At 55.7% G+C, this 22,687-nt stretch carries 29 protein-coding genes, 1 tRNA gene and 2 pseudogenes; 20 read left to right on the top strand and 12 right to left on the bottom strand.

Features of this window, described 5'->3' with window-relative positions; genetic code table 11:
- Positions 1–7 precede the first annotated feature (7 nt).
- The 4 genes from secD to queA all read right to left on the bottom strand — a co-directional run bounded on the left by secD (position 8) and on the right by queA (position 4,503).
- Entirely contained in the window at positions 8–1,876 is a 1,869-nt protein-coding gene (gene secD, locus LOY70_RS05325) for a protein translocase subunit SecD (RefSeq protein WP_265033983.1), read from the bottom strand.
- Positions 1,877–1,941: 65 nt separating this feature from the next.
- On the bottom strand, positions 1,942–2,280 hold the full coding sequence (yajC, locus tag LOY70_RS05320; RefSeq protein WP_007916913.1) for a preprotein translocase subunit YajC: 339 nt from the start codon (positions 2,278–2,280) through the stop codon (positions 1,942–1,944).
- A gap of 43 nt (positions 2,281–2,323) precedes the next feature.
- The gene (gene tgt / locus LOY70_RS05315; protein ID WP_212800693.1) at positions 2,324–3,439 is read right to left on the bottom strand and encodes a tRNA guanosine(34) transglycosylase Tgt; all 1,116 of its coding nucleotides are present in this window, start codon (positions 3,437–3,439) and stop codon (positions 2,324–2,326) included.
- A gap of 14 nt (positions 3,440–3,453) precedes the next feature.
- Complete coding sequence (queA, locus tag LOY70_RS05310; protein ID WP_265033960.1) at positions 3,454–4,503, bottom strand: tRNA preQ1(34) S-adenosylmethionine ribosyltransferase-isomerase QueA; 1,050 nt, start codon at positions 4,501–4,503, stop codon at positions 3,454–3,456.
- A gap of 108 nt (positions 4,504–4,611) precedes the next feature.
- Here queA and LOY70_RS05305 point away from each other — a divergent pair.
- The 3 genes from LOY70_RS05305 (at position 4,612) to LOY70_RS05295 (ending at position 6,378) form a co-directional block, all read left to right on the top strand.
- Positions 4,612–4,696: transfer RNA gene (locus tag LOY70_RS05305), tRNA-Leu, on the top strand.
- A gap of 258 nt (positions 4,697–4,954) precedes the next feature.
- Positions 4,955–5,284 carry a hypothetical protein gene (locus tag LOY70_RS05300; RefSeq protein WP_265033958.1) on the top strand — a complete coding sequence of 110 codons (330 nt, stop codon included), beginning with the start codon at positions 4,955–4,957 and terminating at the stop codon, positions 5,282–5,284.
- A 44-nt stretch (positions 5,285–5,328) separates the two neighbouring features.
- Positions 5,329–6,378 carry a hypothetical protein gene (locus tag LOY70_RS05295; protein WP_265033956.1) on the top strand — a complete coding sequence of 350 codons (1,050 nt, stop codon included), beginning with the start codon at positions 5,329–5,331 and terminating at the stop codon, positions 6,376–6,378.
- A 34-nt stretch (positions 6,379–6,412) separates the two neighbouring features.
- Here LOY70_RS05295 and LOY70_RS05290 read toward each other — a convergent pair.
- Positions 6,413–6,607, bottom strand: a pseudogene (locus LOY70_RS05290) (phosphotyrosine protein phosphatase); the annotation flags it as partial.
- 117 nt (positions 6,608–6,724) lie between these two features.
- Positions 6,725–7,471: an SDR family oxidoreductase gene (locus LOY70_RS05285; protein WP_265033952.1), complete on the bottom strand. Its 747-nt coding sequence runs from the start codon at positions 7,469–7,471 to the stop codon at positions 6,725–6,727.
- Positions 7,472–7,609: 138 nt separating this feature from the next.
- Here LOY70_RS05285 and LOY70_RS05280 point away from each other — a divergent pair, with 138 nt between their 5' ends.
- From LOY70_RS05280 to LOY70_RS05265, 3 genes are all read left to right on the top strand, one after another.
- Complete coding sequence (locus tag LOY70_RS05280) at positions 7,610–8,512, top strand: LysR family transcriptional regulator (RefSeq protein ID WP_265033950.1); 903 nt, start codon at positions 7,610–7,612, stop codon at positions 8,510–8,512.
- Positions 8,513–8,789: 277 nt separating this feature from the next.
- Positions 8,790–10,151, top strand: coding sequence for a hypothetical protein (locus tag LOY70_RS05270; RefSeq protein ID WP_265033948.1), 1,362 nt, complete (start codon positions 8,790–8,792; stop codon positions 10,149–10,151).
- Positions 10,152–10,361: 210 nt separating this feature from the next.
- Positions 10,362–11,270: a hypothetical protein gene (locus tag LOY70_RS05265; protein WP_265033946.1), complete on the top strand. Its 909-nt coding sequence runs from the start codon at positions 10,362–10,364 to the stop codon at positions 11,268–11,270.
- A gap of 373 nt (positions 11,271–11,643) precedes the next feature.
- Here LOY70_RS05265 and LOY70_RS05260 read toward each other — a convergent pair whose 3' ends face one another.
- On the bottom strand, positions 11,644–12,003 hold the full coding sequence (locus LOY70_RS05260) for a DUF6124 family protein (RefSeq protein WP_265033944.1): 360 nt from the start codon (positions 12,001–12,003) through the stop codon (positions 11,644–11,646).
- 489 nt (positions 12,004–12,492) lie between these two features.
- Between LOY70_RS05260 and LOY70_RS05255 the strand changes: the two genes are divergently transcribed.
- On the top strand, positions 12,493–13,680 hold the full coding sequence (locus LOY70_RS05255; protein ID WP_265033942.1) for a colicin E3/pyocin S6 family cytotoxin: 1,188 nt from the start codon (positions 12,493–12,495) through the stop codon (positions 13,678–13,680).
- A complete protein-coding gene (locus tag LOY70_RS05250) occupies positions 13,677–13,901 on the top strand; it encodes a hypothetical protein (protein ID WP_144923091.1) in 225 nt (74 codons plus the stop codon). The genes LOY70_RS05255 and LOY70_RS05250 overlap by 4 nt, the downstream gene beginning before the upstream one ends.
- Before the next feature lie 84 nt (positions 13,902–13,985).
- Here LOY70_RS05250 and LOY70_RS05245 read toward each other — a convergent pair whose 3' ends face one another.
- Together LOY70_RS05245 and LOY70_RS05240 are read right to left on the bottom strand one after the other, a co-directional pair.
- Positions 13,986–14,345: a DUF6124 family protein gene (locus LOY70_RS05245; RefSeq protein WP_265033936.1), complete on the bottom strand. Its 360-nt coding sequence runs from the start codon at positions 14,343–14,345 to the stop codon at positions 13,986–13,988.
- A gap of 519 nt (positions 14,346–14,864) precedes the next feature.
- On the bottom strand, positions 14,865–15,431 hold the full coding sequence (locus LOY70_RS05240; RefSeq protein ID WP_265033934.1) for a helix-turn-helix domain-containing protein: 567 nt from the start codon (positions 15,429–15,431) through the stop codon (positions 14,865–14,867).
- 160 nt (positions 15,432–15,591) lie between these two features.
- Between LOY70_RS05240 and LOY70_RS05235 the strand changes: the two genes are divergently transcribed.
- The 5 genes from LOY70_RS05235 (at position 15,592) to LOY70_RS05215 (ending at position 18,350) form a co-directional block, all read left to right on the top strand.
- Complete coding sequence (locus LOY70_RS05235) at positions 15,592–16,374, top strand: aldolase (protein WP_025211984.1); 783 nt, start codon at positions 15,592–15,594, stop codon at positions 16,372–16,374.
- 19 nt (positions 16,375–16,393) lie between these two features.
- Positions 16,394–17,281: a dihydrodipicolinate synthase family protein gene (locus LOY70_RS05230; protein ID WP_072346898.1), complete on the top strand. Its 888-nt coding sequence runs from the start codon at positions 16,394–16,396 to the stop codon at positions 17,279–17,281.
- A 73-nt stretch (positions 17,282–17,354) separates the two neighbouring features.
- Positions 17,355–17,615 carry a Rho-binding antiterminator gene (locus tag LOY70_RS05225; RefSeq protein WP_265033931.1) on the top strand — a complete coding sequence of 87 codons (261 nt, stop codon included), beginning with the start codon at positions 17,355–17,357 and terminating at the stop codon, positions 17,613–17,615.
- Positions 17,616–17,766: 151 nt separating this feature from the next.
- Positions 17,767–18,021: a type II toxin-antitoxin system HicA family toxin gene (locus LOY70_RS05220; protein WP_072346902.1), complete on the top strand. Its 255-nt coding sequence runs from the start codon at positions 17,767–17,769 to the stop codon at positions 18,019–18,021.
- Positions 18,018–18,350 (top strand): type II toxin-antitoxin system HicB family antitoxin, encoded by a 333-nt coding sequence (locus LOY70_RS05215; protein WP_072346904.1) that lies wholly within the window; start codon positions 18,018–18,020, stop codon positions 18,348–18,350. The genes LOY70_RS05220 and LOY70_RS05215 overlap by 4 nt, the downstream gene beginning before the upstream one ends.
- Positions 18,351–18,391: 41 nt before the next feature.
- Here LOY70_RS05215 and LOY70_RS05210 read toward each other — a convergent pair whose 3' ends face one another.
- A complete protein-coding gene (locus LOY70_RS05210; RefSeq protein ID WP_265033928.1) occupies positions 18,392–18,667 on the bottom strand; it encodes a DUF2442 domain-containing protein in 276 nt (91 codons plus the stop codon).
- 230 nt (positions 18,668–18,897) lie between these two features.
- Between LOY70_RS05210 and LOY70_RS05205 the strand changes: the two genes are divergently transcribed.
- The 7 genes and pseudogenes from LOY70_RS05205 (at position 18,898) to LOY70_RS05175 (ending at position 21,645) form a co-directional block, all read left to right on the top strand.
- On the top strand, positions 18,898–20,091 hold the full coding sequence (locus LOY70_RS05205) for an S-type pyocin domain-containing protein (protein ID WP_265033927.1): 1,194 nt from the start codon (positions 18,898–18,900) through the stop codon (positions 20,089–20,091).
- 16 nt (positions 20,092–20,107) lie between these two features.
- Positions 20,108–20,356 (top strand): pyocin S6 family toxin immunity protein, encoded by a 249-nt coding sequence (locus LOY70_RS05200; protein ID WP_265033925.1) that lies wholly within the window; start codon positions 20,108–20,110, stop codon positions 20,354–20,356.
- A 19-nt stretch (positions 20,357–20,375) separates the two neighbouring features.
- Positions 20,376–20,480, top strand: a pseudogene (locus LOY70_RS05195) (colicin E3/pyocin S6 family cytotoxin); the annotation flags it as partial.
- Positions 20,477–20,707 (top strand): hypothetical protein, encoded by a 231-nt coding sequence (locus LOY70_RS05190; protein WP_265033923.1) that lies wholly within the window; start codon positions 20,477–20,479, stop codon positions 20,705–20,707. The pseudogene LOY70_RS05195 and the gene LOY70_RS05190, both read left to right, overlap by 4 nt.
- A gap of 12 nt (positions 20,708–20,719) precedes the next feature.
- Complete coding sequence (locus LOY70_RS05185; RefSeq protein ID WP_265033921.1) at positions 20,720–20,974, top strand: cloacin immunity family protein; 255 nt, start codon at positions 20,720–20,722, stop codon at positions 20,972–20,974.
- A gap of 48 nt (positions 20,975–21,022) precedes the next feature.
- Positions 21,023–21,145, top strand: coding sequence for a hypothetical protein (locus tag LOY70_RS05180; RefSeq protein ID WP_265033919.1), 123 nt, complete (start codon positions 21,023–21,025; stop codon positions 21,143–21,145).
- A gap of 149 nt (positions 21,146–21,294) precedes the next feature.
- The gene (locus tag LOY70_RS05175; RefSeq protein ID WP_413776626.1) at positions 21,295–21,645 is read left to right on the top strand and encodes a colicin E3-like toxin immunity protein; all 351 of its coding nucleotides are present in this window, start codon (positions 21,295–21,297) and stop codon (positions 21,643–21,645) included.
- A gap of 195 nt (positions 21,646–21,840) precedes the next feature.
- Here the strand turns inward: LOY70_RS05175 and LOY70_RS05170 are convergent, their stop codons facing one another.
- Both LOY70_RS05170 and LOY70_RS05165 read right to left on the bottom strand, forming a co-directional pair.
- On the bottom strand, positions 21,841–22,326 hold the full coding sequence (locus LOY70_RS05170; RefSeq protein WP_212803012.1) for a DUF2442 domain-containing protein: 486 nt from the start codon (positions 22,324–22,326) through the stop codon (positions 21,841–21,843).
- 3 nt (positions 22,327–22,329) lie between these two features.
- Positions 22,330–22,563: a DUF4160 domain-containing protein gene (locus tag LOY70_RS05165; protein ID WP_175456215.1), complete on the bottom strand. Its 234-nt coding sequence runs from the start codon at positions 22,561–22,563 to the stop codon at positions 22,330–22,332.
- Positions 22,564–22,687 lie beyond the last annotated feature (124 nt).

The raw sequence follows: 22,687 nt of genomic DNA, 5'->3' as shown, positions 1-22,687 counted from the left end.
CAGCCCCTTAAATCCACAACTTCTTGAAGTCACGACCGCCAAAGATCAGGTTGACCATTGCGCGGGTCACCATGATGGCTGTGAACATCGAGGTAAAGATCCCGAGGGACATGGTCACTGCGAAGCCCTTGACCGGGCCGGTGCCCATGGCAAAGAGAATCCCGCCCACCAGCAACGTGGTCAGGTTGGAGTCGAGAATCGCGGTGAATGCCCGGCCGAAGCCTTCGTTGATCGCACGTTGAATCGTCATGCCCGCGGCGATCTCTTCACGTATCCGCGAGAAGATCAGCACGTTGGCGTCCACCGCCATGCCCATGGTCAACACGATACCGGCGATACCCGGCAGGGTCAGCGTGGCACCCAGCAGCGACATCAGGGCCAGCAGCATCACCATGTTCACCGCCAGCGCGACGGTGGCGATGATGCCGAAGAAGCGGTAGATGGCGATGATGAACAGCGAGACGAACAGCATGCCCCACAGCGACGCATCGATACCCTTGGTGATGTTGTCGGCACCCAGGCTCGGGCCAATGGTGCGCTCTTCAGCGAAGTACATCGGCGCGGCCAGGCCACCGGCACGCAGCAGCAGGGCCAGTTCCGAGGATTCACCCTGGCCGTTCAGGCCGGTGATACGGAACTGGCTGCCCAGTGGCGACTGGATGGTCGCCAGGCTGATGATCTTTTTCTCTTCCTTGAAGGTCTGGACCGGCACGTCTTTCTCGACGCCATCGACCACTTGCTTGGTGTAGGTGGTGGTCGGCTTCTGCTCGATGAAGATCACCGCCATGCTGCGACCGACGTTGCTGCGCGTGGCGCGGCTCATCAGTTCACCGCCGTGGCCATCGAGGCGGATGTTCACCTGTGGACGACCCTGCTCGTCGAAGCCCGCCTGGGCGTCGGTCACCTGGTCACCGGTGATGATCAGGCCACGCTCGATCTGCGCCGCCGGACGACCGCCTTCACGGAACTCGAAGCTCTCGGTAGTAGCCTTGGACGCACCCGGTTCAGCACCGAGGCGGAATTCCAGGTTGGCAGTCTTGCCGAGGATACGCTTGGCTTCGGCGGTGTCTTGCACGCCTGGCAGCTCAACCACGATGCGGTTGGCGCCCTGGCGCTGCACGATCGGCTCGGCCACACCCAGCTCGTTGACGCGGTTACGGACCGTGGTCAAGTTCTGCTTGATGGAATATTCGCGGATTTCCGCCAGCTTGGCCGGGGTCATCGCCAGACGCAGCACCGCCTGACCATTGAGGTCGGCCGGCACAATGTCGAAATCGTTGAAGTTCTTGCGGATCAGCGCACGGGCCTGCTCGCGGGTATCTTCATCGCTGAAGCCCAGCTGAATGGCACCGTCGAGTTGCGGCAGGCTGCGATAGCGCAGGCGCTCTTTGCGCAGCAGGCTCTTGACGTCGCCTTCGTAGACTTTCAGGCGCGCGTCGAGGGCTTTTTCCATGTCCACTTCCAGCAGGAAGTGCACACCACCGGACAAGTCCAGGCCGAGCTTCATCGGGTGCGCGCCGAGCTTGCGCAACCATTGCGGCGTGGTCTGGGCCAGGTTCAGGGCTACGACGTAATCATCGCCCATGGCCTTGCGCACCACGTCCTTGGCCGGCAGCTGGTCTTCCGACTTGACCAGGCGCAGCAGGCCGCCCTTGCCGTTTTCGGCGATGGACGCAGCCTTGACCTCGATATTGGACGCCTTGAGCGCAGCGCTCGCACGGTCCAGATCGGCCTGGGTGACCTGCAGCGCAGTGCTTGCGCCACTGACCTGAATGGCCGGGTCATCCGGGTAAAGATTGGGAGCGGAATAAATCAGACCGACCGCCAGCACCGCCAGGATCAGTACATATTTCCACAGAGGGTATTTGTTCAGCATCACGCCGCCCGCTTATGACGCGGGGCGCCTTGCGCGCCCCGTCGATTGAATAGAAGTTGAAACTCTTAGATCGCTTTCAGCGTGCCTTTTGGCAGCGTGGCCGCGATAGCGCCCTTCTGGAACTTCATTTCAACAGTGTCGGACACTTCCAGTACCACGAAGTCATCGGCCACTTTAGTGATCTTGCCAGCGATGCCGCCGGTGGTGACCACTTCATCGCCCTTCTGCAAGCTGCTCAGCAGGTTCTTCTGCTCTTTGGCGCGCTTGGCCTGTGGACGCCAGATCATCAGGTAGAAGATCACCAGGAAGCCGACCAGGAAAATCCACTCGAAACCGCCGCCCATAGGGCCGGCAGCAGCAGGTGCAGCCGCGTCAGCCATGGCATTAGAGATAAAAAAGCTCATTTAGCACTCCAGTTGCAAGTATTGAATCTAGGGATCGGAAAACTCAGTCCAAGGGCGGAACAGGCAACCCGCGCTTGGCATAGAAGGCCTCGACAAAGGCGGCCAATGTACCCTGTTGAATAGCCTCGCGCAAACCAGCCATAAGCACCTGGTAATGGCGCAAATTGTGGATGGTATTCAACATGCTACCCAGCATTTCGCCGCACTTGTCCAAATGATGCAGATAAGCACGGGAGAAGTTCTGGCACGTGTAGCAATCGCAGGTCGGATCCAGCGGCGAATCATCATGGCGATGGAACGCGTTACGGATCTTCAGCACGCCCGTGTCGATGAACAGATGCCCATTGCGGGCATTACGGGTTGGCATCACGCAATCGAACATGTCCACCCCGCGGCGCACACCCTCAACCAGATCTTCCGGTTTGCCAACGCCCATAAGGTAACGAGGCTTGTCAGCAGGCATTTCCCCTGGCAGGTAATCGAGCACCTTGATCATCTCGTGCTTGGGCTCGCCCACCGACAGACCGCCGATGGCCAGGCCGTCGAAGCCGATCTTGTCCAGGCCTTCGAGGGAGCGCATGCGCAGGTCGCGGTGCATGCCGCCCTGGACGATGCCGAACAGCGCCGCGGTGTTTTCGCCATGGGCGTTCTTGGAACGCTGGGCCCAGCGCAACGACAGCTCCATGGACACCCGCGCCACGTCTTCATCGGCCGGGTACGGCGTGCATTCGTCGAAGATCATCACGATGTCCGAGCCCAGGTCGCGTTGAACCTGCATCGACTCTTCCGGGCCCATGAACACCTTGGAACCGTCCACAGGAGAGGCGAAGGTCACGCCCTCCTCCTTGATCTTGCGCATCGCGCCGAGGCTGAACACCTGGAAACCGCCGGAGTCGGTCAGGATCGGGCCTTTCCACTGCATGAAATCGTGCAGGTCGCCGTGGGCCTTGATCACCTCCATGCCCGGGCGCAGCCACAGGTGGAAGGTGTTGCCGAGGATGATCTCCGCGCCGGTGGCGACGATGTCCCGTGGCAGCATGCCCTTGACCGTGCCGTAGGTGCCCACCGGCATGAACGCCGGGGTTTCCACGGTTCCGCGGGGGAAGGTCAGACGACCGCGACGAGCCTTGCCATCGGTGGCGAGCAACTCGAAGGACATGCGACAGGTGCGACTCATACTGTTTCCTCGGGTCCGCGTGGCGCGGGGTTACGGGTGATGAACATCGCATCACCGTAGCTGAAAAAGCGGTATCCATGCTCGACGGCGGCCTTGTAGGCGGCCATGGCTTCGGGATAACCGGCGAACGCCGAAACCAGCATCAACAACGTGGATTCGGGCAAATGAAAGTTGGTGACCAGGGCATCGACCACATGGAACGGCCGGCCCGGGTAGATAAAGATGTCAGTGTCACCACTGAACGGCTTGAGCACGCCATCGCGGGCGGCGCTTTCCAGGGACCGCACGCTGGTGGTCCCCACCGCCACCACCCGCCCATTGCGGGCGCGACAAGCCGCCACGGCATCGACCACTTCCTGGCTCACTTCCAGCCATTCATTGTGCATGTGGTGGTCTTCGATGCGCTCGACCCGCACCGGCTGGAACGTGCCCGCGCCCACGTGCAGCGTCACGAACGCGGTCTCCACGCCCTTGGCGGCAATCGCCTCCAGCAACGGCTGATCGAAATGCAACCCCGCCGTCGGCGCCGCCACCGCCCCCAGGCGCTCGGCGTACACGGTCTGATAACGCTCGCGGTCCGAACCTTCGTCCGGGCGGTCTATATAAGGCGGCAACGGCATGTGCCCGACACGGTCGAGCAGCGGCAACACCTCTTCGGCAAACTCAAGCTCGAACAACGCATCATGCCGCGCCACCATCACTGCCTCACCGCCGCCGTCGATCAAAATCGACGAACCCGGCTTGGGCGACTTGCTGGAGCGCACATGGGCCAGCACACGATGACTGTCCAGCACCCGCTCCACCAGAATCTCCAGCTTGCCGCCGGAGGCCTTCTGGCCAAACAACCGCGCTGGAATCACCCGGGTATTGTTGAACACCATCAAATCGCCCGGGCGCAAATGCTCAAGCAAATCAGTGAATTGACGGTGAGCCATGGCACCGCTGACCCCATCCAGGGTCAACAGTCGACTGGCGCGACGCTCGGCCAGAGGGTGGCGAGCGATCAGCGAATCCGGGAGTTCGAAGGTAAAGTCAGCAACACGCATGATGGGGTTCGTCTAGCAGGGCCGGAAAGTCTAGCGGAAATATCAAAAATTCACCATGAAACGTGATTGACCAACGGTAGGCACCTCTCTATACTTCGCCGCCATTGAGCCCTGATGGCGGAATTGGTAGACGCGGCGGATTCAAAATCCGTTTTCGAAAGGAGTGGGAGTTCGAGTCTCCCTCGGGGCACCATCTTAAAAAAAGACCTTGAAATTCAAGGTCTTTTTTTTCGTCTGTAGAAAAGTTGTTTTTTGTGGCTAACGCAGATCCCAACCAATCCCCACCCGCTTTTGTGGTGAGGGGATTTATCCCCGCTGGGCCGCGAAGCAGCCCCTAATACCGGCGGCACTCACCGCCCCCAAGCGATGCTCCCAGCTACGGCTTTCAAGGCTTGGAATGTTGCACAGCTCCACCGCACCCTCCTCACCCGATGACAAAGGACTTCACCCCATGGAATTGCTGCTGGAAACGGTCGCTCTTTACTCGCTGAAGCTGGCTTATGAGACGGAGGGGCATAGTCCGATTTTGCGGGATGATCCGTTGATGGGCGATTGTGATCGGGAGGTGTTTGGGTTGCTAGTGCGCAGGGAAGACATCCAAGCTATCCAGGCGAAAGTGCAGCACTGCCTGGACTTGGCACTGGAAGCGATAGGGGGCAGCAACACAATTCTGGGACGGGAACTGGGGCGGTTGGTGACTGACTTCGGCGCTACCCAGACGATAGAGGAGCTTCGGGATCCGCTTATAACCCTTAGGGATTACCTGAAAGATATCCAGTAAACCTGCAAGACCTGGCGCAACCGAACATCTTGGAGAAATACGTTTTGCTGAAATGGATCTCTGCATTTTTTGTTAGAAGTCGCGAAAACGACACGCTGGGCGAGTTAGTGATGGAGAACCGGCGCTGGCGCATGTTCGCCAAGGTCGGGTTTATCATACTGACGTTGATGCCCATCCTCACTTACTGCTCATGGATAGCCCCATGGTTTGAGGACTCTGGAGTTACCAATCCCGCAGTGCTTGAAGTGATCAATAGCGAAGAGTATCAACGGGCAACCCGGGAGGTCTTTGCTCTGCTCGACCTGTATAACCGCGGGGAGATCGACCTGGATTCGCTGCATGGTTTACAGGGCGTACATCGAATTGGCGGGGTGATGGTCACTTTCAACCTGAAACTGGTACCACGAGACGAGCCCAGGCAGGGAGGAGGCAGCAAATACAAGCTTGATGGCCAGTACAAAGTGACCGTCTCCATAGGCTATCTTGTTTTGTTTTTGACCATCGAGTTGGTTCTGATCGGGCTAGCAGCCTGCGCAATTTTCCAAGGGCCACCAAAAGCGCAACGCAGGTTTGAGGAACAGATACTCCAAGAGCATTTCTCCTTTGATATGCCCGTGCTCCCCGCCCCCCAAGAGCGAGCCGACAAGATCATCGAGCGCATGCTGCTGCGTTTTCACCGTTTTGCGAAAGACCTGGAACACCGCCCGCGCGGCCGAAAGGGAGTTCAGCTCGACGATGAATACGACGTCCAGTTTCTGGTCAGCGCGTTGCTAAGATTGCAGTTCGATAACGTAAAGCCTGAAGAGCCGTCCCCGAGCATGGCAGCAGGCGGCACCCGCGCAGACTTCCTCCTGCCTGAACATGGGCTCTTTATTGAACTCAAGATGACGCGCGACGGTATGACCGCAAGATCGCTAGCCGACGAGCTGATCCTGGATATCGCACGCTATCGTGCCCATCCCGAATGCCATGCAATCATTTTCTTCGTCTACGACCCTCGCGGCCTTGTTAAGAACACCATGGCATTGCGAACGGAGTTATCGGAGATTGCGGGTGAGCTCCCTGTGAGCCTGATCGTTTCGCCTAGCCATTGAGGAAAGGGCGGCTCGTGAAGATTGCCCTAAATGCTCAAATACACAGGTACGGCGTCACCGCCAGCTCAAGCATGTCCACCAGTTCAGGATCCATGAAGCGATAGTCATCGGGAATATCCAGAACATGCAGCTGCTCACAAATATGACATCGGCCCAACGGATATCCGCCGGGCCGATAGGCTTTGCGTGCGTTCGGGCTGGTGCCCGCCGAACGAGTGCTGAAGCCAGGAAGGGACACAAAAGAAAATAAATCTTTCTCGCTGTCCCTTTTTCGCTCAAGAAAGCCTGAGTGGCAATCAGTTTTCCGTAAAAGCGCAGGAGACGTTCCTTCGCGTTTCGTTGGCAACTAAAGCGAGCGGCCGCCGTCGACGATGAGTTCCGAGCCAACCGTCCAGCGTGACTCGTCTGACGCCAGGTACAGCACGGCCTTGGCCACTTCCTCGGGCGTACCAAACCGGCCGAGCGGAATGGTCGCTGCGATATCCTGGTTGAGCTGTTCGCGATAGGCATCGGGAATACCGAGCTTGTCGTAAAGCGGCGTATCAATCGGGCCAGGGCTGACTGCATTGACGCGAATACCACGCGGGAGCAGTTCGCTGGAAAGCGTCTTCGACATGTTCAGGAACGCGGCCTTGGTCGCGCCATAAACTGATGAATGCGCGGCGCCGAGGTGTGCACTAACCGAGGTATTGAGAACCACCGACGCAGGGTTCGCGAAGACTGGCAGCAATGCCTGGATCAGAAAGTACGGCCCCTTGACGTTGATGTCGAAGGAGCGATCAAACATTTCCTCCGTCCACTCTTCGATCGGCAGCCAAACGGATACGCCGGCATTGAGAAAGGCAACATCGAGTTGGCCATAGTGAGTCTGAACGGCCTGCGCCAGTTCCTTCTGCGCATCGATGCTGGCTGAGTCAGCACGCAGTACCAATACTTCGCTACCCAGTTCCGCCTGGGCCTTTGCGATGGACTCCGGATTGACGCCGGTAACGATCACGCGCGCGCCTTCGGCGAGGAACTGCTTAGCCGTTTCCAGGCCAATGCCGCTGGTGCCGCCGGTGATGAGAGTGCGTTTGCCTTGCAATCGGGACATGTCAGTTTCCTTTTCGGTTTTTACGGTCAGTCGATGTACTGACCTGCCAGAGGGAAACTATGTATTCATACCCGTGGATTGATAAGATGGCCTATTCGAATACATTTCATGCTTGTATTGCATGAATGAGAGGCCTGGATGGATCGACTACTGCTGATGACCTGCTTTGTTCGCGCTGTTGAGACAGGAAGCTTCTCGGCTGCGGGGCGTGACCTGGGGCTGGGGCAGCCCAACGTCAGCCGCTATGTGGCGGCGCTGGAAGATCATTTGCAAACCAGGCTGCTTCACCGATCCACACGAAAGCTTGCCCTTACTCCCGAGGGAGAACGCTATTACGCAGATACCCGGCGCATTCTCGATGCCGTGGAAGAATCGGAGTCGTCCTTCAGGGAGAACGTCGCCCCATCCGGATTGTTGCGAGTCGCCTGCCCGACCGCCCTAGCCCATGCATTCGTGGTGCCCCATGTATCCACATTTCTGGAGCGCTATCCAGAGTTGACGCTCGACCTGCAGATCAATGATCGCTATGTGAATCTGGTCGACGAAGGGGCTGAACTGGCGATCCGCATCGGACATCTGGAAGACAGCGCAATGCGTGCCCGGCCGCTAGGTTGGTTCGAGCGTGTATGCGTTGCCAGCAAAGGATACCTGGCCAAACGCGGAATCCCCACGACGCCCAATGATCTGAAAACGCACGATTGCCTGATCTACACCCTGCTGTCGACAGGCACCACATGGCGCTTTCGGGATATCGATGTTCCCGTTTCTGGCAGGCTTCGGGTCAACTCACCTGAGGCCATACGAGAGTGTGTAAACGACGGACTGGGGATCGCACAGGGGCCCGAATGGCTTTACGCGCAAGGGCTGAAAAATGGCAATCTGCAGGTGTTGCTCAGGGACTACGCAGCTCCGCCTGTCCCCGTGCAAGTCATCTACGTTGCCGACCGGCTTCTCCCCAAAAGGGCCATTGTATTCATGGATTTCATCGCCGAGGTGTTTGCAAAAAATCCTGCATTTAAGGATCAGCCTAGACCGTCGTAATTGCAGTAGTCAGCTTGGGGTGCTCATGACGCCCGCAGTTGCGATCATGAGGTTTTTGAGTTGTTGGTACGGCGGGGCGCTGTAGCTGGGATTCAGGGTGAGATTGGTCAGTGCTTGGATTTGGCGTTGGGGGCGGTTGATGGGGTGGATACGGTGTTGGGGCGGGAGCTGAATCGTCTGGCAGAAAATCTCCGCGTCATACCAACGGTGGCACAATTGCAAACGTCCTTTTCTACGCAAACCAAGGAATGACTACAGAATTGAAGGACTCAGATTGATGTCAATTTCAATAGGGGATTTTTTCTACCCTTACGTAAAATTTCTCCACGGCGCTGCCTACAACCTGCACCAGATCCTGGAAGGCCTTGGCGTCGTATCATCGACCTTCACTGGGCGTAACGACGCCGGGCAAATCACCGGAACTTACTGGTCGCCCGATGAAGCGATGGTGCTCACGCTGGGCTATCTGATGCTGCTGTCACTGCTGCTGATTCCCTTGCTGGCAGCAACGGCCTTTACCGTGAGCAAGAAGCGAGGCGTGTTCATCTTCTTCGCGCTCCTGTTCCTACCCGGTGTGTTGAACTGCCTGGGCCTTTTCCCAACCATCAATTACCTGCCCATCCGCTACACCATCAATGGCGTTGGAAAGCTGGGCAGCGAAGTCGGGCTGATTCCCCTGTTGATGCTTTGCGCCCTCACCGGATGGGGTGTCATGGTTCTTATTTATGACAACCTCAACCTCACCGAACACTTCCGACAGCTATACGACCACTTCTGGTTTCCGCTGGCACTGGTCGCAGCGGTGTTCTTCGTGGCGGACAACGGCGCCAATGAAGACGCCGCATTGCTAAAGGAGGCGACAGCGAGCATCCAGGACGCCAGCGCGTTCCTGTTGGGCCAGATCAGGCGCTACGATGATTACTGTAAAGCTAATGGCTTGGGTAGCCTGAAGTCGTGCCAGTGGAGCAGCGATTCACAGTGGACCTTTACTCACATCAAGGAAGGTGAAGCCAGCTACTTCATAGGTTACGCACCGGACGACTCCAAAGGGTTCTACGCCGCGAATAGAAGAACCCTAAGCGATGAAGATGTGATCGCAATCCGCAAAGAGATCAACGACTACAACCAACGGTTGTGCCCCGTGAAGCACTTTTCCAATGGCATGTCGCGCTCATCGCCGCTCTCCAGCACCTGTGAGTACGTCCCCCGCGGCTATTGCTCGGTCAATCCTGATGGCCCGCCGGGACTTGTAGACAAAAACATCAGCAGCCACACCGTAGCCTTGGCCAGCGAATGCATCATTCCCTGGCTCGCCGGTGCCAAGCCTTCTCTGAAGCAGTTGTCGACGCTGGTCAGTCAACATGACAAAGCCAAGAATCAGCGTTGGCTGTATTTCCTTGCTGTCGCCGTAGCGGTCGGAGCAAAAGTGGCCTTGGCGACTACCAAGCTGTGTTTGATTGATGCACGGCCTGTGGCTGATAGGCGGCGCGTTCTGAGGGCAGCACGGTATCGGCTGGGCCAGTGCCTTCGTGTGCTGAAGCGCCTGCTGGTTGGTTTTGGTCAATTTGCATGGTTTGCTGCAACCCGGGTATCCAAGCTGCTTAAACGAGGACTAGCACAGCACAGCCAAAGAAAATAAATCCGTCCCATTTTCTCAGTCCCATTTTCTCCACAATGGGTATCCGTCGGGCCGATAGGCTTACGTGCGTTCGGGCGGGTGCCCAACGAGCGAGCACCGAAACCAAGGCGTCGAATGAGCAGCCAAATAAACCGACGGCTTCTGAGGTTGTCAATTGATATAGCAATGTGACATCCTGTATTTTTTAGTTCGGCTGGAAGCATTCGATTCGTGAAAGGACATATTACAGCGTTAATTACTGGATTGGTTGTACCTTTGTTAATTTTTTTGCTTTCTCCTTATTGGAGTAGCATGTTTTCAGATAACAAATCGTTAGAGTACACCATCTTCAGAAAAGTCTTTATATCAGATCTGGATGAAAATGATCCGGTCAGCTCTCAGATAAAGCTATCATTTAAAGGAAAAGACATATCGAAAGGAACGTTTATCACACTACTGTTGAAAAATACCGGAAAAATCCCAATAAAAAAAGAGGATTTTGACACTCCTATTAAAATAGAAACATCAGGTGGCAACGTTTTAGCCAGCCAACTTGTTGACTCCTACCCGGCCGGCATAAATCTTCAACTAAGCCAATCCGGAGGACAGACGATCATACAGCCACTCTTGATAAACCCTGGCGATATTTTCATCCTAAAACTCTTTAGCGATAACGATATAAAAGTACAGGGAGTATCCGCCCGAATCCTTGGAATCTCAAATATCAGCAAGCAGGAACAGCCAGACAAAAGTATTTTCGCCATCAAACATATTCGTCAGGCAAAAAATGAGGGAGCCACGATGGAGCGAAGCGTAATTCCACTACCTCTCTCGGCCATCGGAGTTATAACTAGCATTTGCCTGATTTCAGCGTGGTACATATTTATGACAGTAGCGCTGGAGAAAATCATCCCCTTACAAATTCTTTATTCAGCACTATCTATAACTTTATTTCTCATAGGACTCACTGGCGTGAAGATGTTCGGAGTATATTTCACCCAAGAATTCAATGTAAGTGCATGGGTAAATCTCGCATGGTCTTTCTTGGCCACATGTTTTTCAGGAGTCATCGGATACGTTCTAAAACGAAAGGCACAAACATTAAGACAAGAGCAATTCGAGCAAACAAAGACAGAATGACCTCAACCGAGATCAAATAGCTACCCATCTAAATGACACCCATGAGGCGGATCGATTACCCAAATCATTCCGCACATCATTCATCTGTACTGCGTTAAGCATTCGTCTAAAGTTCGCACCTTGAATTTTGCGCCACATCTGTGAGGTGAGGAGGCCGGCCAGATGATTATCAGATTTATTTTCAGAATAATAAATCTGCCCGCCTTTCTTCATCAGCCTTCCTTCAGATACTCCGAAATATTGAAGCTGTCAGTGGCACTCGTGCCGCGATAGAGACGCTTAATTCAGTGGTAACGGGGACGGAATCATTTAAAAGGGTCTTGCTCAGCAAGACCCCTTTATGCTTCGTGGATTAACGATCCACATGCCCAACCTACCTCACCTCAACAATATCCAACGCCCGATTCGCCAATAGCTCATTCAGCTCAATCACCTGCAAAATCCCTAACGCAACACGCCGTCGCGACCCGTCCAGATCAAACGCTAGATCGCTGATCATGGCATTCGCCGAAGCAAGGTTCTCACTGAGATTCGCAAGCAAACATTCAGAATCAACCGCAGGGTCAATCCGGAAAATGGAGTCTGACTTATCAGACGTTTCGCTCTTAGGCTTGGGCTTCAAATAAAAATCCAACGCTCGCGTAGCAGCGTCATCGATTTTCTTGTTGCGGGTAGATTGAGCACGGGAGATGTGTTCGTCGGCATCTGGGGGATTCGGAGTAACTTTTGCCATTCTCTTGCTTCCTGTAGTAGGAGCCATCACCCACTCGCTGCTAAACGATGGGAGGCAGCTGTACGCAGGTTAGCAGACCGGGGAAACAAGAAACCGGCGCGTCCGGGGACGCCCTGCGCACAGCCACCATCAAGTGCAGGATGGGAGTCCTGACTGGATGACGCCTTGCACAACTTGTTTCACCACGAGCTGCTAAACCCGATCACTGATGAGCAGTGACAGGTCTCAAACTACCGACGCAACCCAAGGCGAACAAGCCGGCGGATTCTGGCGTAGTTGTAGGCAAAGGCGCAAGGCGACGTCGGCTGACGAGTTGCGGTTGCCCAATGACTGACAGCCCCATCTGACGCTTCAGATTGCTCCGCCCCTCAATATCCAGCCCTACTTGTATTGAGGAAACCGGAACAACCACTTCAAGAAACCTCCTACATCGCGTCCCTCTCTTCCCGCGTTAGCGTCTGTCCCGCACTCACTGGACGAGACAACCACGTGGCGACACGCAAAAAAGACATCCCCCAGGTCCGAAACCCGCCCGGCGGTGACGGGCATCACGTCACCTATCGGGACATGACGGCCACCGAACTGGCCGAGCGCGACGCTCGGCAGCGGGCTTACGAAGCCCTGCTTGCCCGGCAGGCGGCCTATGAGCAAGAACGCTGGGCCACGGTGGATAAAAAGCCTTTACCCATCGTGACCGGAAGCGTGTTTGCCAAAAGCTGCAAGCTCCCCAACGGCATCATCGATTACAGCAACCCCAACGGCTACGTCCCGGCAGATCTGGTCAAACAGTACGGCGAACTCATGTGGCTCGGCGGTCGCGGCGCCGATCCATCTGGCGCGATCCCCCTCAAGCAGATCGGCGCTGGAACGGCTCCCGTTCCCTTGGGCAGGCTCGCGCTGGGCGGTTCGGCGACTTCCTCGGCTGCAGTTGCCGGCAGCACCGTCGGCGCTGCCCTGCTGACAGGCATCGTCGCCATGCTCTGGCCGTCCAGCCTGGGCGATAGCGCGCTCTACAGCGAAGACCAGTTACGCAATCTCAAACAGGCCCGCAGCCGCATGCGCCTGAGCATCGAGCAGCAGGTCGATGGCAGTCTCAAAGGCTACGGCTTTTACACCGGCCAGAATCGTGATTGGGAAATGGTCGACGTTGTCCAGTTCACCCCTCGCGCCGACCAGTTCATCGCCGACCTGGGTGATGGCATCGAACTGATCTGGACGCCGGCCGCGAATCCAGCCGACACCCTAGGCATTCCCGCCTTGGAAGCCGCGCCCCAGGCGCCTCACATCTGGATCTATCCCCCGACGCCAGTGGCCGACAGCATCATCGTCGACCCGATCTATCCGCCGGAGTACAAGGATTTCATTCTGGTGTTTCCGGCGGATTCGGGGGTTCGGCCGGTTTATGTTGTGGTGAGTACGCCTCATCATGACTACCACCCGAAACCAGATTTTTTACCTGCTTTTCCAAGTGCGAAATGGGCGCCACCCAAAACCCGCATGAAAGGAGGAGGATTACGTCCTCGCTGGAAAGATAATGACAAAATAATATATGAATGGGATTTACAGCATGGTGCAGTAGAAAAATATAACAAGCGAGGAAAGCACTTGGGCGAATTCGACCATATTACGGGAGCCCAAACCAAACCAGCCGACCCAACGAGGTGGATAGAGCCATGAAACACAAAATAATGGGGGTAATGGACGGCGACGACTTCGCTTCATACGAAAAAACGCTCTGCATTGACACTCAAGTTTTAGCAAAAATAATGAGCTGGACCAAAGAAGAAGACTATTTTTACGATTACGAACTTAATACATCTCAAATTAAAGCGTTGGAATCTGAGTGCTCTATAGAACTGCCCCGAAACCTGTTGTTTTTTTTAACCAGCAGCAACTAATTGCAAGTAAGGAGAGGTAATTTTTCCGAACAAGAAAGGCCTAGCTGCGCAAGACCTTTCTTGTCCTGAGGGCAAACGCCTCGGCTACCTCACCTCAACAATATCCAAAGCCCGATTCGCCAACAGCTCACTCACCTCAATCACCTGCAAGATCCCCAACGCAACCCGCCGTCGCGAACCATCCAGATCAAACGCCAAGTCACTGATCATGGCATTCGCCGAAGCCAGGTTCTCACTGAGATTCGCAAGCAAACACTCAGAATCAACCTCTGGATCAATCCGAAAAATGGAATCGGACTTGTCAGACGTTTCACCCTTAGCCTTGGGTTTCAGGTAGTAATCCAACGCACGGGGGGCCGCGTCGTCGAGTTTTTTGTTGCGGGCAGACTGAGCACGGGATGTGGGTTCGTCGGTAACTGGAGGATTCGGTGTAACTTTGACCATGGTCTTAACTCTCTGGTTGAGGCCACGACCCGTTCGCTGCTAAACGAATTGGGAGGCAGCTGTACGCAGGTTAGCAGACCGACGAGTTAAGAAATCGGCGCGTCCGAGGACGCCCTGCGCACAGCCACCATCAAGTGCAGGAATGGGGATTCCTGTCTGATGGACGCGTTGTGCGACTTAACTCGGCGAGCTGCTAAACCCGATCACTGACAATCAGTGACAGGCCCAAAACTACCGACGCAACCCCAGGCGCACAAGCCGGCGGATTCTGGCGTAGTTGTAGGCAAAGGCGCAAGGCGCTGTGGCTTGGCGGGCCTTCGTCGCTGGTGTCTGTCGGTCTTTACTGACAGGACGCCGCTCGACTGGTCTGAGCAGATGTCCGATGCCGTTCAATTGAGGCTGTCGGAAGGTCTGTGGCGAGGCGCTTATAGGAGGGGCTGCTGCGCAGCCCAGCGGGAGCAAGCTCCCTCGCCACAGTTCATTGTTTTGCTTATCTGAATGGCATTGCGATTGGAGCCACTAGGCGCCCTCGCCCTTCTCCCCCGACTCATCGCTGTGCACCACCACCAGCAACTGCGCCTGGACATCCCCCACCGAACGCAGCCGATGGGGCTTCTGCGCATTGAAATGCAGGGCATCGCCACGGTTCAGCAGCACGCGCTCGTTCATGAAGTCCACTTCCACCTGGCCCTCGTGCACGAACAGAAACTCCTCTCCCGTGTGTTCCTTGAACGCGTGATGCGCTGTGAATTCACTCGCCGGATAGAGGATGAAGGGCAGCAGGCTGCGCTCGGACACTTGATGGGCCAATACCGCGTATTCGGAGCTGCCGCTGCTCGCCGCGAGGGATTGGCGGTCTTCGCTGCGCACCAGGCTGTAGCTGTCGAGGGAGACGCTTTCTTCGGAGAACAGCTCCTCGACTTTCACGCTCAGGGCCTTGGCGAGCTTGAGCGCCGTGGCGATGGAGGGCGTGCTCAAACCCCGTTCCACCTTGGACAGGTAGCTCTTGGTCATCCCGGTTTTTTCGGCCAGGACGTCCAGTGTCATGCCGAGTTTTTTCCTGAGCAATTTCAAGCGAATGGACATAGGTAACCAACATTTCCAGAGAAACGGACAATCTGCAATTGCAAATGACACTTTGTGTCATATAGTCTATTTAGTGTCATTAGCACCTTCCTTTCACAGCTTCCATGACGCGGATCAAGAACGGTCAAGAACGGTCAAAGAACGAATCAGGAGAACGGGTATGAGCAAGACACTGGCGACGCCCAAGGACCAGTTGGTCCAGCATGCTGTTAACCAGATGCAGAAAACACTGCCGGATAATACGTGGACTGTACGACAAAAGCTGGCCCTGACCTGCCGCATCCTGTTCGAGAACGGTCACGACTCAGGGCTGGCGGGGCAGATTACCGCGCGCGGGCCGCAACCGGGCACCTATTACACCCAGCAATTGGGCCTGGGCTTCGATGAAATCACCGCCGGCAACCTGTTGCTGGTCAATGAAGACCTCGAGGTGCTGGAGGGCCATGGCATGCCCAACCCGGCCAACCGCTTTCATACCTGGGTCTACCGCGCCCGGCCGGATGTGAATTGCATCATTCACACCCACCCGACCCACATTGCCGCGCTGTCGATGCTGGAAGTGCCGCTGCAGATTTCCCACATGGACCTCTGCCCGCTGTACGAAGACTGCGCCTTCCTGGAGGGCTGGCCGGGTGTGCCAGTGGGCAACGAGGAAGGCGAGTTGATCGCCGGTGCCCTGGGTGACAAGCGCGCCATCCTGCTTTCCCACCACGGCCAGTTGTCCACCGGTGCCACCGTGGAAGAAGCCTGCAACATCGCCCAACTGATCGAACGCGCCGCGAAGTTGCAATTGCTGGCCATGGCCGCCGGCGAGGTGAAACCGATCCTGCCTCACCTGGGCCGCGAAGCCCACGACTGGATCGCCCGCCCGAAGCGCCACGCGGCCGCCTTCAACTACTACGCCCGGCAGACCCTGCGTCAACACGCCGATTGCTTGAACTGAACCCACCAGGAGCGAAGCCATGTCTACCCCCAACATCCACGGCATCATCGGCTACACCATCACGCCCTTTTCCACCGACGGCCAGGGCTTGGACCTGGACGCACTGGGCCGGTCCATCGACCGTCTGATCGACAGCGGCGTGCATGCCATCGCGCCCCTGGGCAGCACCGGCGAAGGCGCCTACCTGAGCGACGCCGAGTGGGACCAGGTCAGCGAGTTCAGCATCGCCCGCGTCGCCGGCCGGGTGCCGACCGTGGTCAGCGTGTCTGACCTGACCACCGCCAAGGCGGTACGCCGCGCACGTTTTGCCCAGGCGAAGGGCGCCGATGTGGTGATGGTGTTGCCGGCCTCTTACTGGAAACTGAGCGAAGCGGAAATCCTCGCGCACTACCAGGCCATCGGCGCCAGCATCGACTTGCCCATCATGCTCTACAACAACCCCGCCACCAGCGGCATCGACATGTCGGTGGAGCTGATCCTGCGGATTTTCAACGCAGTTGATAACGTCACCATGGTCAAGGAAAGCACCGGCGACATTCAGCGCATGCACAAGCTGCAATTGCTGGGCGAAGGCCAGGTGCCGTTCTACAACGGCTGCAACCCACTGGCGCTGGAAGCCTTCGCGGCCGGCGCCAAGGGCTGGTGCACCGCCGCGCCGAACCTGATCCCGCAGCTCAACCTCGACCTGTATGCGGCCGTCCTGGCCAACGACCTGAGCCAGGCGCGGGCGTTGTTCTATCGTCAATTGCCACTGCTGGACTTCATCCTCAAGGGCGGCTTGCCCGCCACCATCAAGGCCGGCTTGCGTACTCTTGGCCTGGAAGTCGGCGATCCGCGTCTGCCGGTTTTTCCATTGGATGAGGCGCGTAACAAGCAACTGCAGACGATGTTGAAGCAACTGCTCTGATTCAGAGTTCTAATCTTGCGACGGACAGGTGACTCCCTGACCTGTCCGGTCGCTCCATTGAGGGTCACTTGAGATGAAGACCTATCAACCGTTGAACTGCGACCTGCATGATTACCTGGAGATCGCCTGCCTGTATGGCTACACGCTGGACATCGAACTGACTGACGGCCAACGCCTGACCGCCCGTGCGATCACAACGCGTACCGCCCCCACGCGGGAGGAGTTTCTCGATGTCGAAACCAGGGACGGTCGCCTGGGGATTCGCCTCGATCAGTTGCTGGCGATTACGCCGCAGGATCACAACGCCCGGTTTGGCCGGGTGGTGCTGGCGTAGCGGAATCTGCCGGGTAGTCTGCGAGAACCATTCGTTGGTCGGGCGACGAGTTCCATTCCACGGCACTAAAGAGTAAGAGGACAAGATGCTGAGAGTGGCAACGCGCCGAGCGGGCTAGATAGTGCTATCTTCTTTTGATAGCATCAGCCCCATGAAAAACAGACACCGGAAAACCCTTGAAGCGATCCACCGTACGCCAACGAGTGCGGCAATAGTGTTTGCTGACATTGAAGCCTTGGTCGTTCATCTGGGTGGCCAAGTGCTGGAGCGTGAAGGTTCTCGGGTCAAGCTGATCCTGGGGGAGGCCCAATGGCGTTGCCATCGGCCACACCCTGGGAAAGAAGCCAAGAAATATCAGGTAGAAGAGGCTCGCGAATTTCTCCAGCGGGCAGGAGTTGAGCTATGAACAGCATGACTTATAAGGGCTACACAGCCCGAATTGAGTTTGATGAGCGTGACGACATTTTCGTCGGTCGGATTCTGGGTGTGCGTGACATCATCAGTTTTCACGCCGATTCCGTGACCGAGCTACGAGCGGAGTTTGCCAGTGCTGTTGAGGATTACTTGGCGGACTGTGCCGAGCAAGGCGTCAGCCCTGAGAAGCCTGCTTCCGGCAAGGTGATGCTACGCATTCGTCCTGAAGTGCACGCTGCCGCTACCATTGCAGCCCAAACCGCCGGCAAAAGCCTGAACCAGTGGGCTGATGAGGTGTTTGAGCGCGCAGCGCACGTCTGACGTCAAATACACGGATTGATTTGAAAACCAACTGAGAATGCCTAGGTCGGCACCACCTCACCCGCTTGTTCCAGCGCCAATCGATGCAAGGTGACAGCCGCCAGTTCCAAGCCATCACCCCAGCTCACATCGAAGCCCCACTCAACCATTTGGGCGGTGCCGAACAACGACAGGTCCTCCAAGGGCTTGAGTACCGGGAATTGTCGGATGTGTTCCCGCAGGTCAACGTCGTAGCGCTTACCGTTGGAAAACTCCACCTGCAAGGCATGTTTGCCGGCGGCAGGCTTCACGCTGCTGATTCTGGCTTTGCTGATCATGGGTCAGCGCCTCCGATTCTGTTAATTCCATACACGCTACGGGTCCGCAGTCTGATTGCCGCCCAATGACTGACATCCCTCGCTGACGCTTCAGCTTATTTCCGCCCCTCAACAGCCAGCCCTACCTGTATTGAGGAAAACGGAACAACCACTTCAAGAAACCTCCTACATCGCTCCCCTCTCTTCCCGCGTTAGCGTCTGTCCCGCACTCACTGGACGAGACTCACCACGTGGCGACACGCAAAAAAGACATTCCCCAGGTCCGAAACCCGCCCGGTGGTGACGGGCATTACGTCACTTATCGGGACATGACCGCCAGCGAACTGGCCGAGCGCGAAGCCCGGCAGCAAGCTTATGAAGCCATGCTTGCCCGGCAGGCAGCCTATGAACGAGAGCGCGGGGCCACGCTAGATAAAAAGCCCGTGCTCAGCGTCGCAGGAAGCGTGTTTGCTAAAAGCTGCAAGCTCCCCAACGGCATCATCGATTACAACAACCCCAACGGCTACGTCCCGGCCGACCTGGTCAAGCAGTACGGCGATCTCATGTGGCTCGGCGGCAGGAGCGCCGACCCATCGGGCACGATTCCCCTCAAGCGGATCGGCGCTGGCACGGTACCCGTTACCTTGGGCAGGCTCGCGCTGGGCGGCTCGGCAACTTCCACGGCTGGCGCTGTCGGCGGCACCGTTGGGGCAGCCCTGCTGACAGGCATCGTCGCCTTGCTCTGGCCGTCCAGCCTGGGCGACAGCGCGCTTTACAGCGAAGACCAGCTGCGTCACCTCAAGCAAGCCCGCAGCCGCATGCGCCTGAGCATCGAGCAGCAGGCCGACGGCAGTCTCAAGGGCTATGGCTTCTACACCGGCCAGAACCGCGGCTGGGAAATGGTCGACGTCGTCCAGTTCATCCCTCGCGCCGATCAATTCATCGCCGACCTGGGTGATGGCATCGAACTGATCTGGACCCCGGCCAGCGACCCGTCCGACACCCTTGGCATCCCAGCACTGGAAGCGGCGCCACAGGCGCCTAACATCTGGATCTATCCCCCGACGTCAGTGGCCGACAGCATCATCGTCGATCCGATCTATCCGCCGGAGTACAAGGATTTCATTCTGGTGTTTCCGGCGGACTCGGGGGTTCGGCCGGTTTATGTTGTGATGAGTTTGCCCGGGGACCATCAATATCACGATGCGCCTGATTTACTACCTGCATTTCCAGATGCCACTGTCGTGAAATCCAAGTCTTCTGTTCAGGGAGGAGGAAAACGCAGAGTTCGTTGGATGGATAAAAAAGGGAGAATTTACGAATGGGACTCAAAAAGCGCCGCGGTGGAAAAATATGACAAGCTAGGCAATCATCTTGGAGAGTTCGATCATATAACAGGAAAACAAACCAAACCTGCTAAACCCGGCAGAAAAACCCCCAGATAACTAGAAGAGTAGACAGATGCGATACTTATCAATAACAGGCTTCTATCCAGATGAAAAAAATGACGACTCCTTACAATTTCAAAAGCCCATTAAAAATGCGAACTTAATGCAAGCATTAGCTCAACTAACCGAAGGAAAGTCTCTCGAAGAAATCGAACCCGGCGAGCTGGAGCTTACAAAAAGCCAAATCAACGAAATATCAAAACTACTGAAAATCGAATTCCCGGAGGGATTGGAGTACTTTATTGGAACAAGGGCAGACTGAGTAGCATTCACGTCATAGTGCTGTAGAACCATATACAAAACAAGGTAAACATCTTGGCGAGTACGACCCGATAATTGGCGAACAAACTAAATTCGCCGCCCCGGCAAGGAAAATAGAAAAATGAAGCCCACCGTTGAAATTTTTGACATGACAGCGGAAAAATTGATACAGACAGTAGAAATTCCAATTACCTACATGGGCCAGTTGGCTGCGCTTATGGACTGGACAAAACCTGAAGACTTTTGCTTTGTCTACGACCTGTTACCGCAGCAGATAAAGACGATAGAAGAGTGGACTCGTGCAACATTTAATGGTGATAACCGAATTATTCAAATCGTCTGCCTCGAATAGGACATGATTTCAATGGGCGTAAAGTTGAGATTGGATTGGTACGACAAAGAAACCGAACGGGCTGGAGGCGAAGAATATTCGAAAGACATGGGGGATGTTTTATCGATAATCACCGCGTTGAATCTGGAAAGCGAACCAGAAATTTTAGACGGAGGCTTTGATGTACTCGCTGGATGGATACCACTCATCCAGCCCTTTTTTGACCACCCAATCGACCCAGAACAATTCGACTATCAAATTGCATTTCGATACCGAACCCATTGGTAAAAAACGGTGACTTAGCGGACGGTGGATTGATCCTCAAGGAAACCATCTATGAGTGAGATTTCAGACATGGTGAAACACAAAATAATGGGCGTAATTGACGGCGACGATTTCGCCTCATATGAAAAAACACTCCATATTGACACTCAGGCTCTAGCAAAAATAATGAAATGAACTAAAGCAGAAAACTATTTTTATGATTACGAATTGAATAAAACTCAAATTACAGCACTGGAAACCGTGTGTTCAATAGACCTACCCCAAGACCTGTTGTTTTTTTAACCAGCAGCACCTGACTGACAACAAGACGTCAGCTAGTTTGCATGCACTGTCAAAGACAACCCCAGGTGCAATTCTCGAAAAATAGAGACTATGGTCTTTTGATTTTTTTGTATCTACCAAATCAACGAAAGAATCAAATGGGCCTCAAACTAAGACTCGAATGGTATAGCAAGCAAACCGAATTCTATGAGGGAGAGGAGTATTCCGAAGACTTGGGTGACGACGACTCTGTCATTGAAGCGCTAGGAATCCCAGTCGAAAACAATATAAATAACGGAGGGTTTAATATTCCACAAGAATGGATAAAAATTCTCCAACCATATTTTCAGCACTCAATTGATTGGCCCACCTACGTCTATCAGGTCTCCTTCGACTATCGAGACAGCTGGTAGCCACGGAGCGAGTAGTCAATAAAAGAGGAACACAGACTCATGCCATATATAGTGCCCGGCTAAACAACAGTGCCGCTCCGATGCCAATCACACTGGTTGAGGAAGCGCCGCTACGCCCCCGGCGCCTTATCTGGCCAAAGATAAGACAGTCTAGCTATCCGACGGGGGCTGTGCAGTCAAAGGGGTCTAGTCTCATCAAGCTATTTGAGACGTCTTTTGGCCCTTGGCTTTTGTCGCTCTCTTGCCCTTGTGCTCAAACTCCCATCCCTTACAAGCCAGGGCCACATGCTTAGGAATCATTGAGGTCCCGCTGCTGTAAGCAGTGATAGTGCGACGGGTAAAGCCCAGCTCCTGCGCGGCGGTCGTCAACGAGAGCTTGTTGGCAGTCATCCAGCGTTTGAATGCCTGGGTCGGCATCACCTCACCGGCTTGCTCCAGCGCCAACCGATACAAGGTGACAGCCGCCAGTTCCAAGTCATCACCCCAGCTCACATCGAAGCCCCATTCGCCCACTTGGGCGGTGCCGAACAACGACAGGTCCTCCAAGGGCTTGAGTACCGGGAATTGTCGGATGTGTTCCCGCAGGTCAACGTCGTAGCGCTTACCGTTGGCAAACTCCACCTGCAAGGCATGTTTGCCGGGGGCAGGCTTCACGCTGCTGATTCTGGCTTTGCTGATCATGGGTCAGCTCCTCCGATTCTGTTCATTCCACACACGCTGCAGGTCAGCGGTGTGCTTTGCCGCCCACGCCAAGGCGGCTTTCAGGGACTTAGGGTTTGCCCCTCTGCCAAGCACCTGGAGCCCGTCGATCTCCACCAGCGATTCACCATCGGGCGTTTGCACATGAAAATGCGGCGGCGCGTGATCGTCCGGGTAAATTTTTATTTTCCAGTTACGGTCGCTGTATACGGTAGCCATGCCAGGCATGCTAGGGAATTTTTTTCCCTAGCACAAGGTCAGCCGTCAGATGCTGAGCACGCCCCCTTTTCCCGCCGAAGCGCGATTGGCCTGCGAAGGCTTGAACAGACAAAAAGCGCAAGAC

It is taken from the genome of Pseudomonas sp. B21-054, from assembly GCF_026016345.1.
Taxonomy (GTDB): Bacteria; Pseudomonadota; Gammaproteobacteria; order Pseudomonadales; family Pseudomonadaceae; genus Aquipseudomonas.
This window is presented reverse-complemented; position numbering and strand designations above follow the sequence as displayed.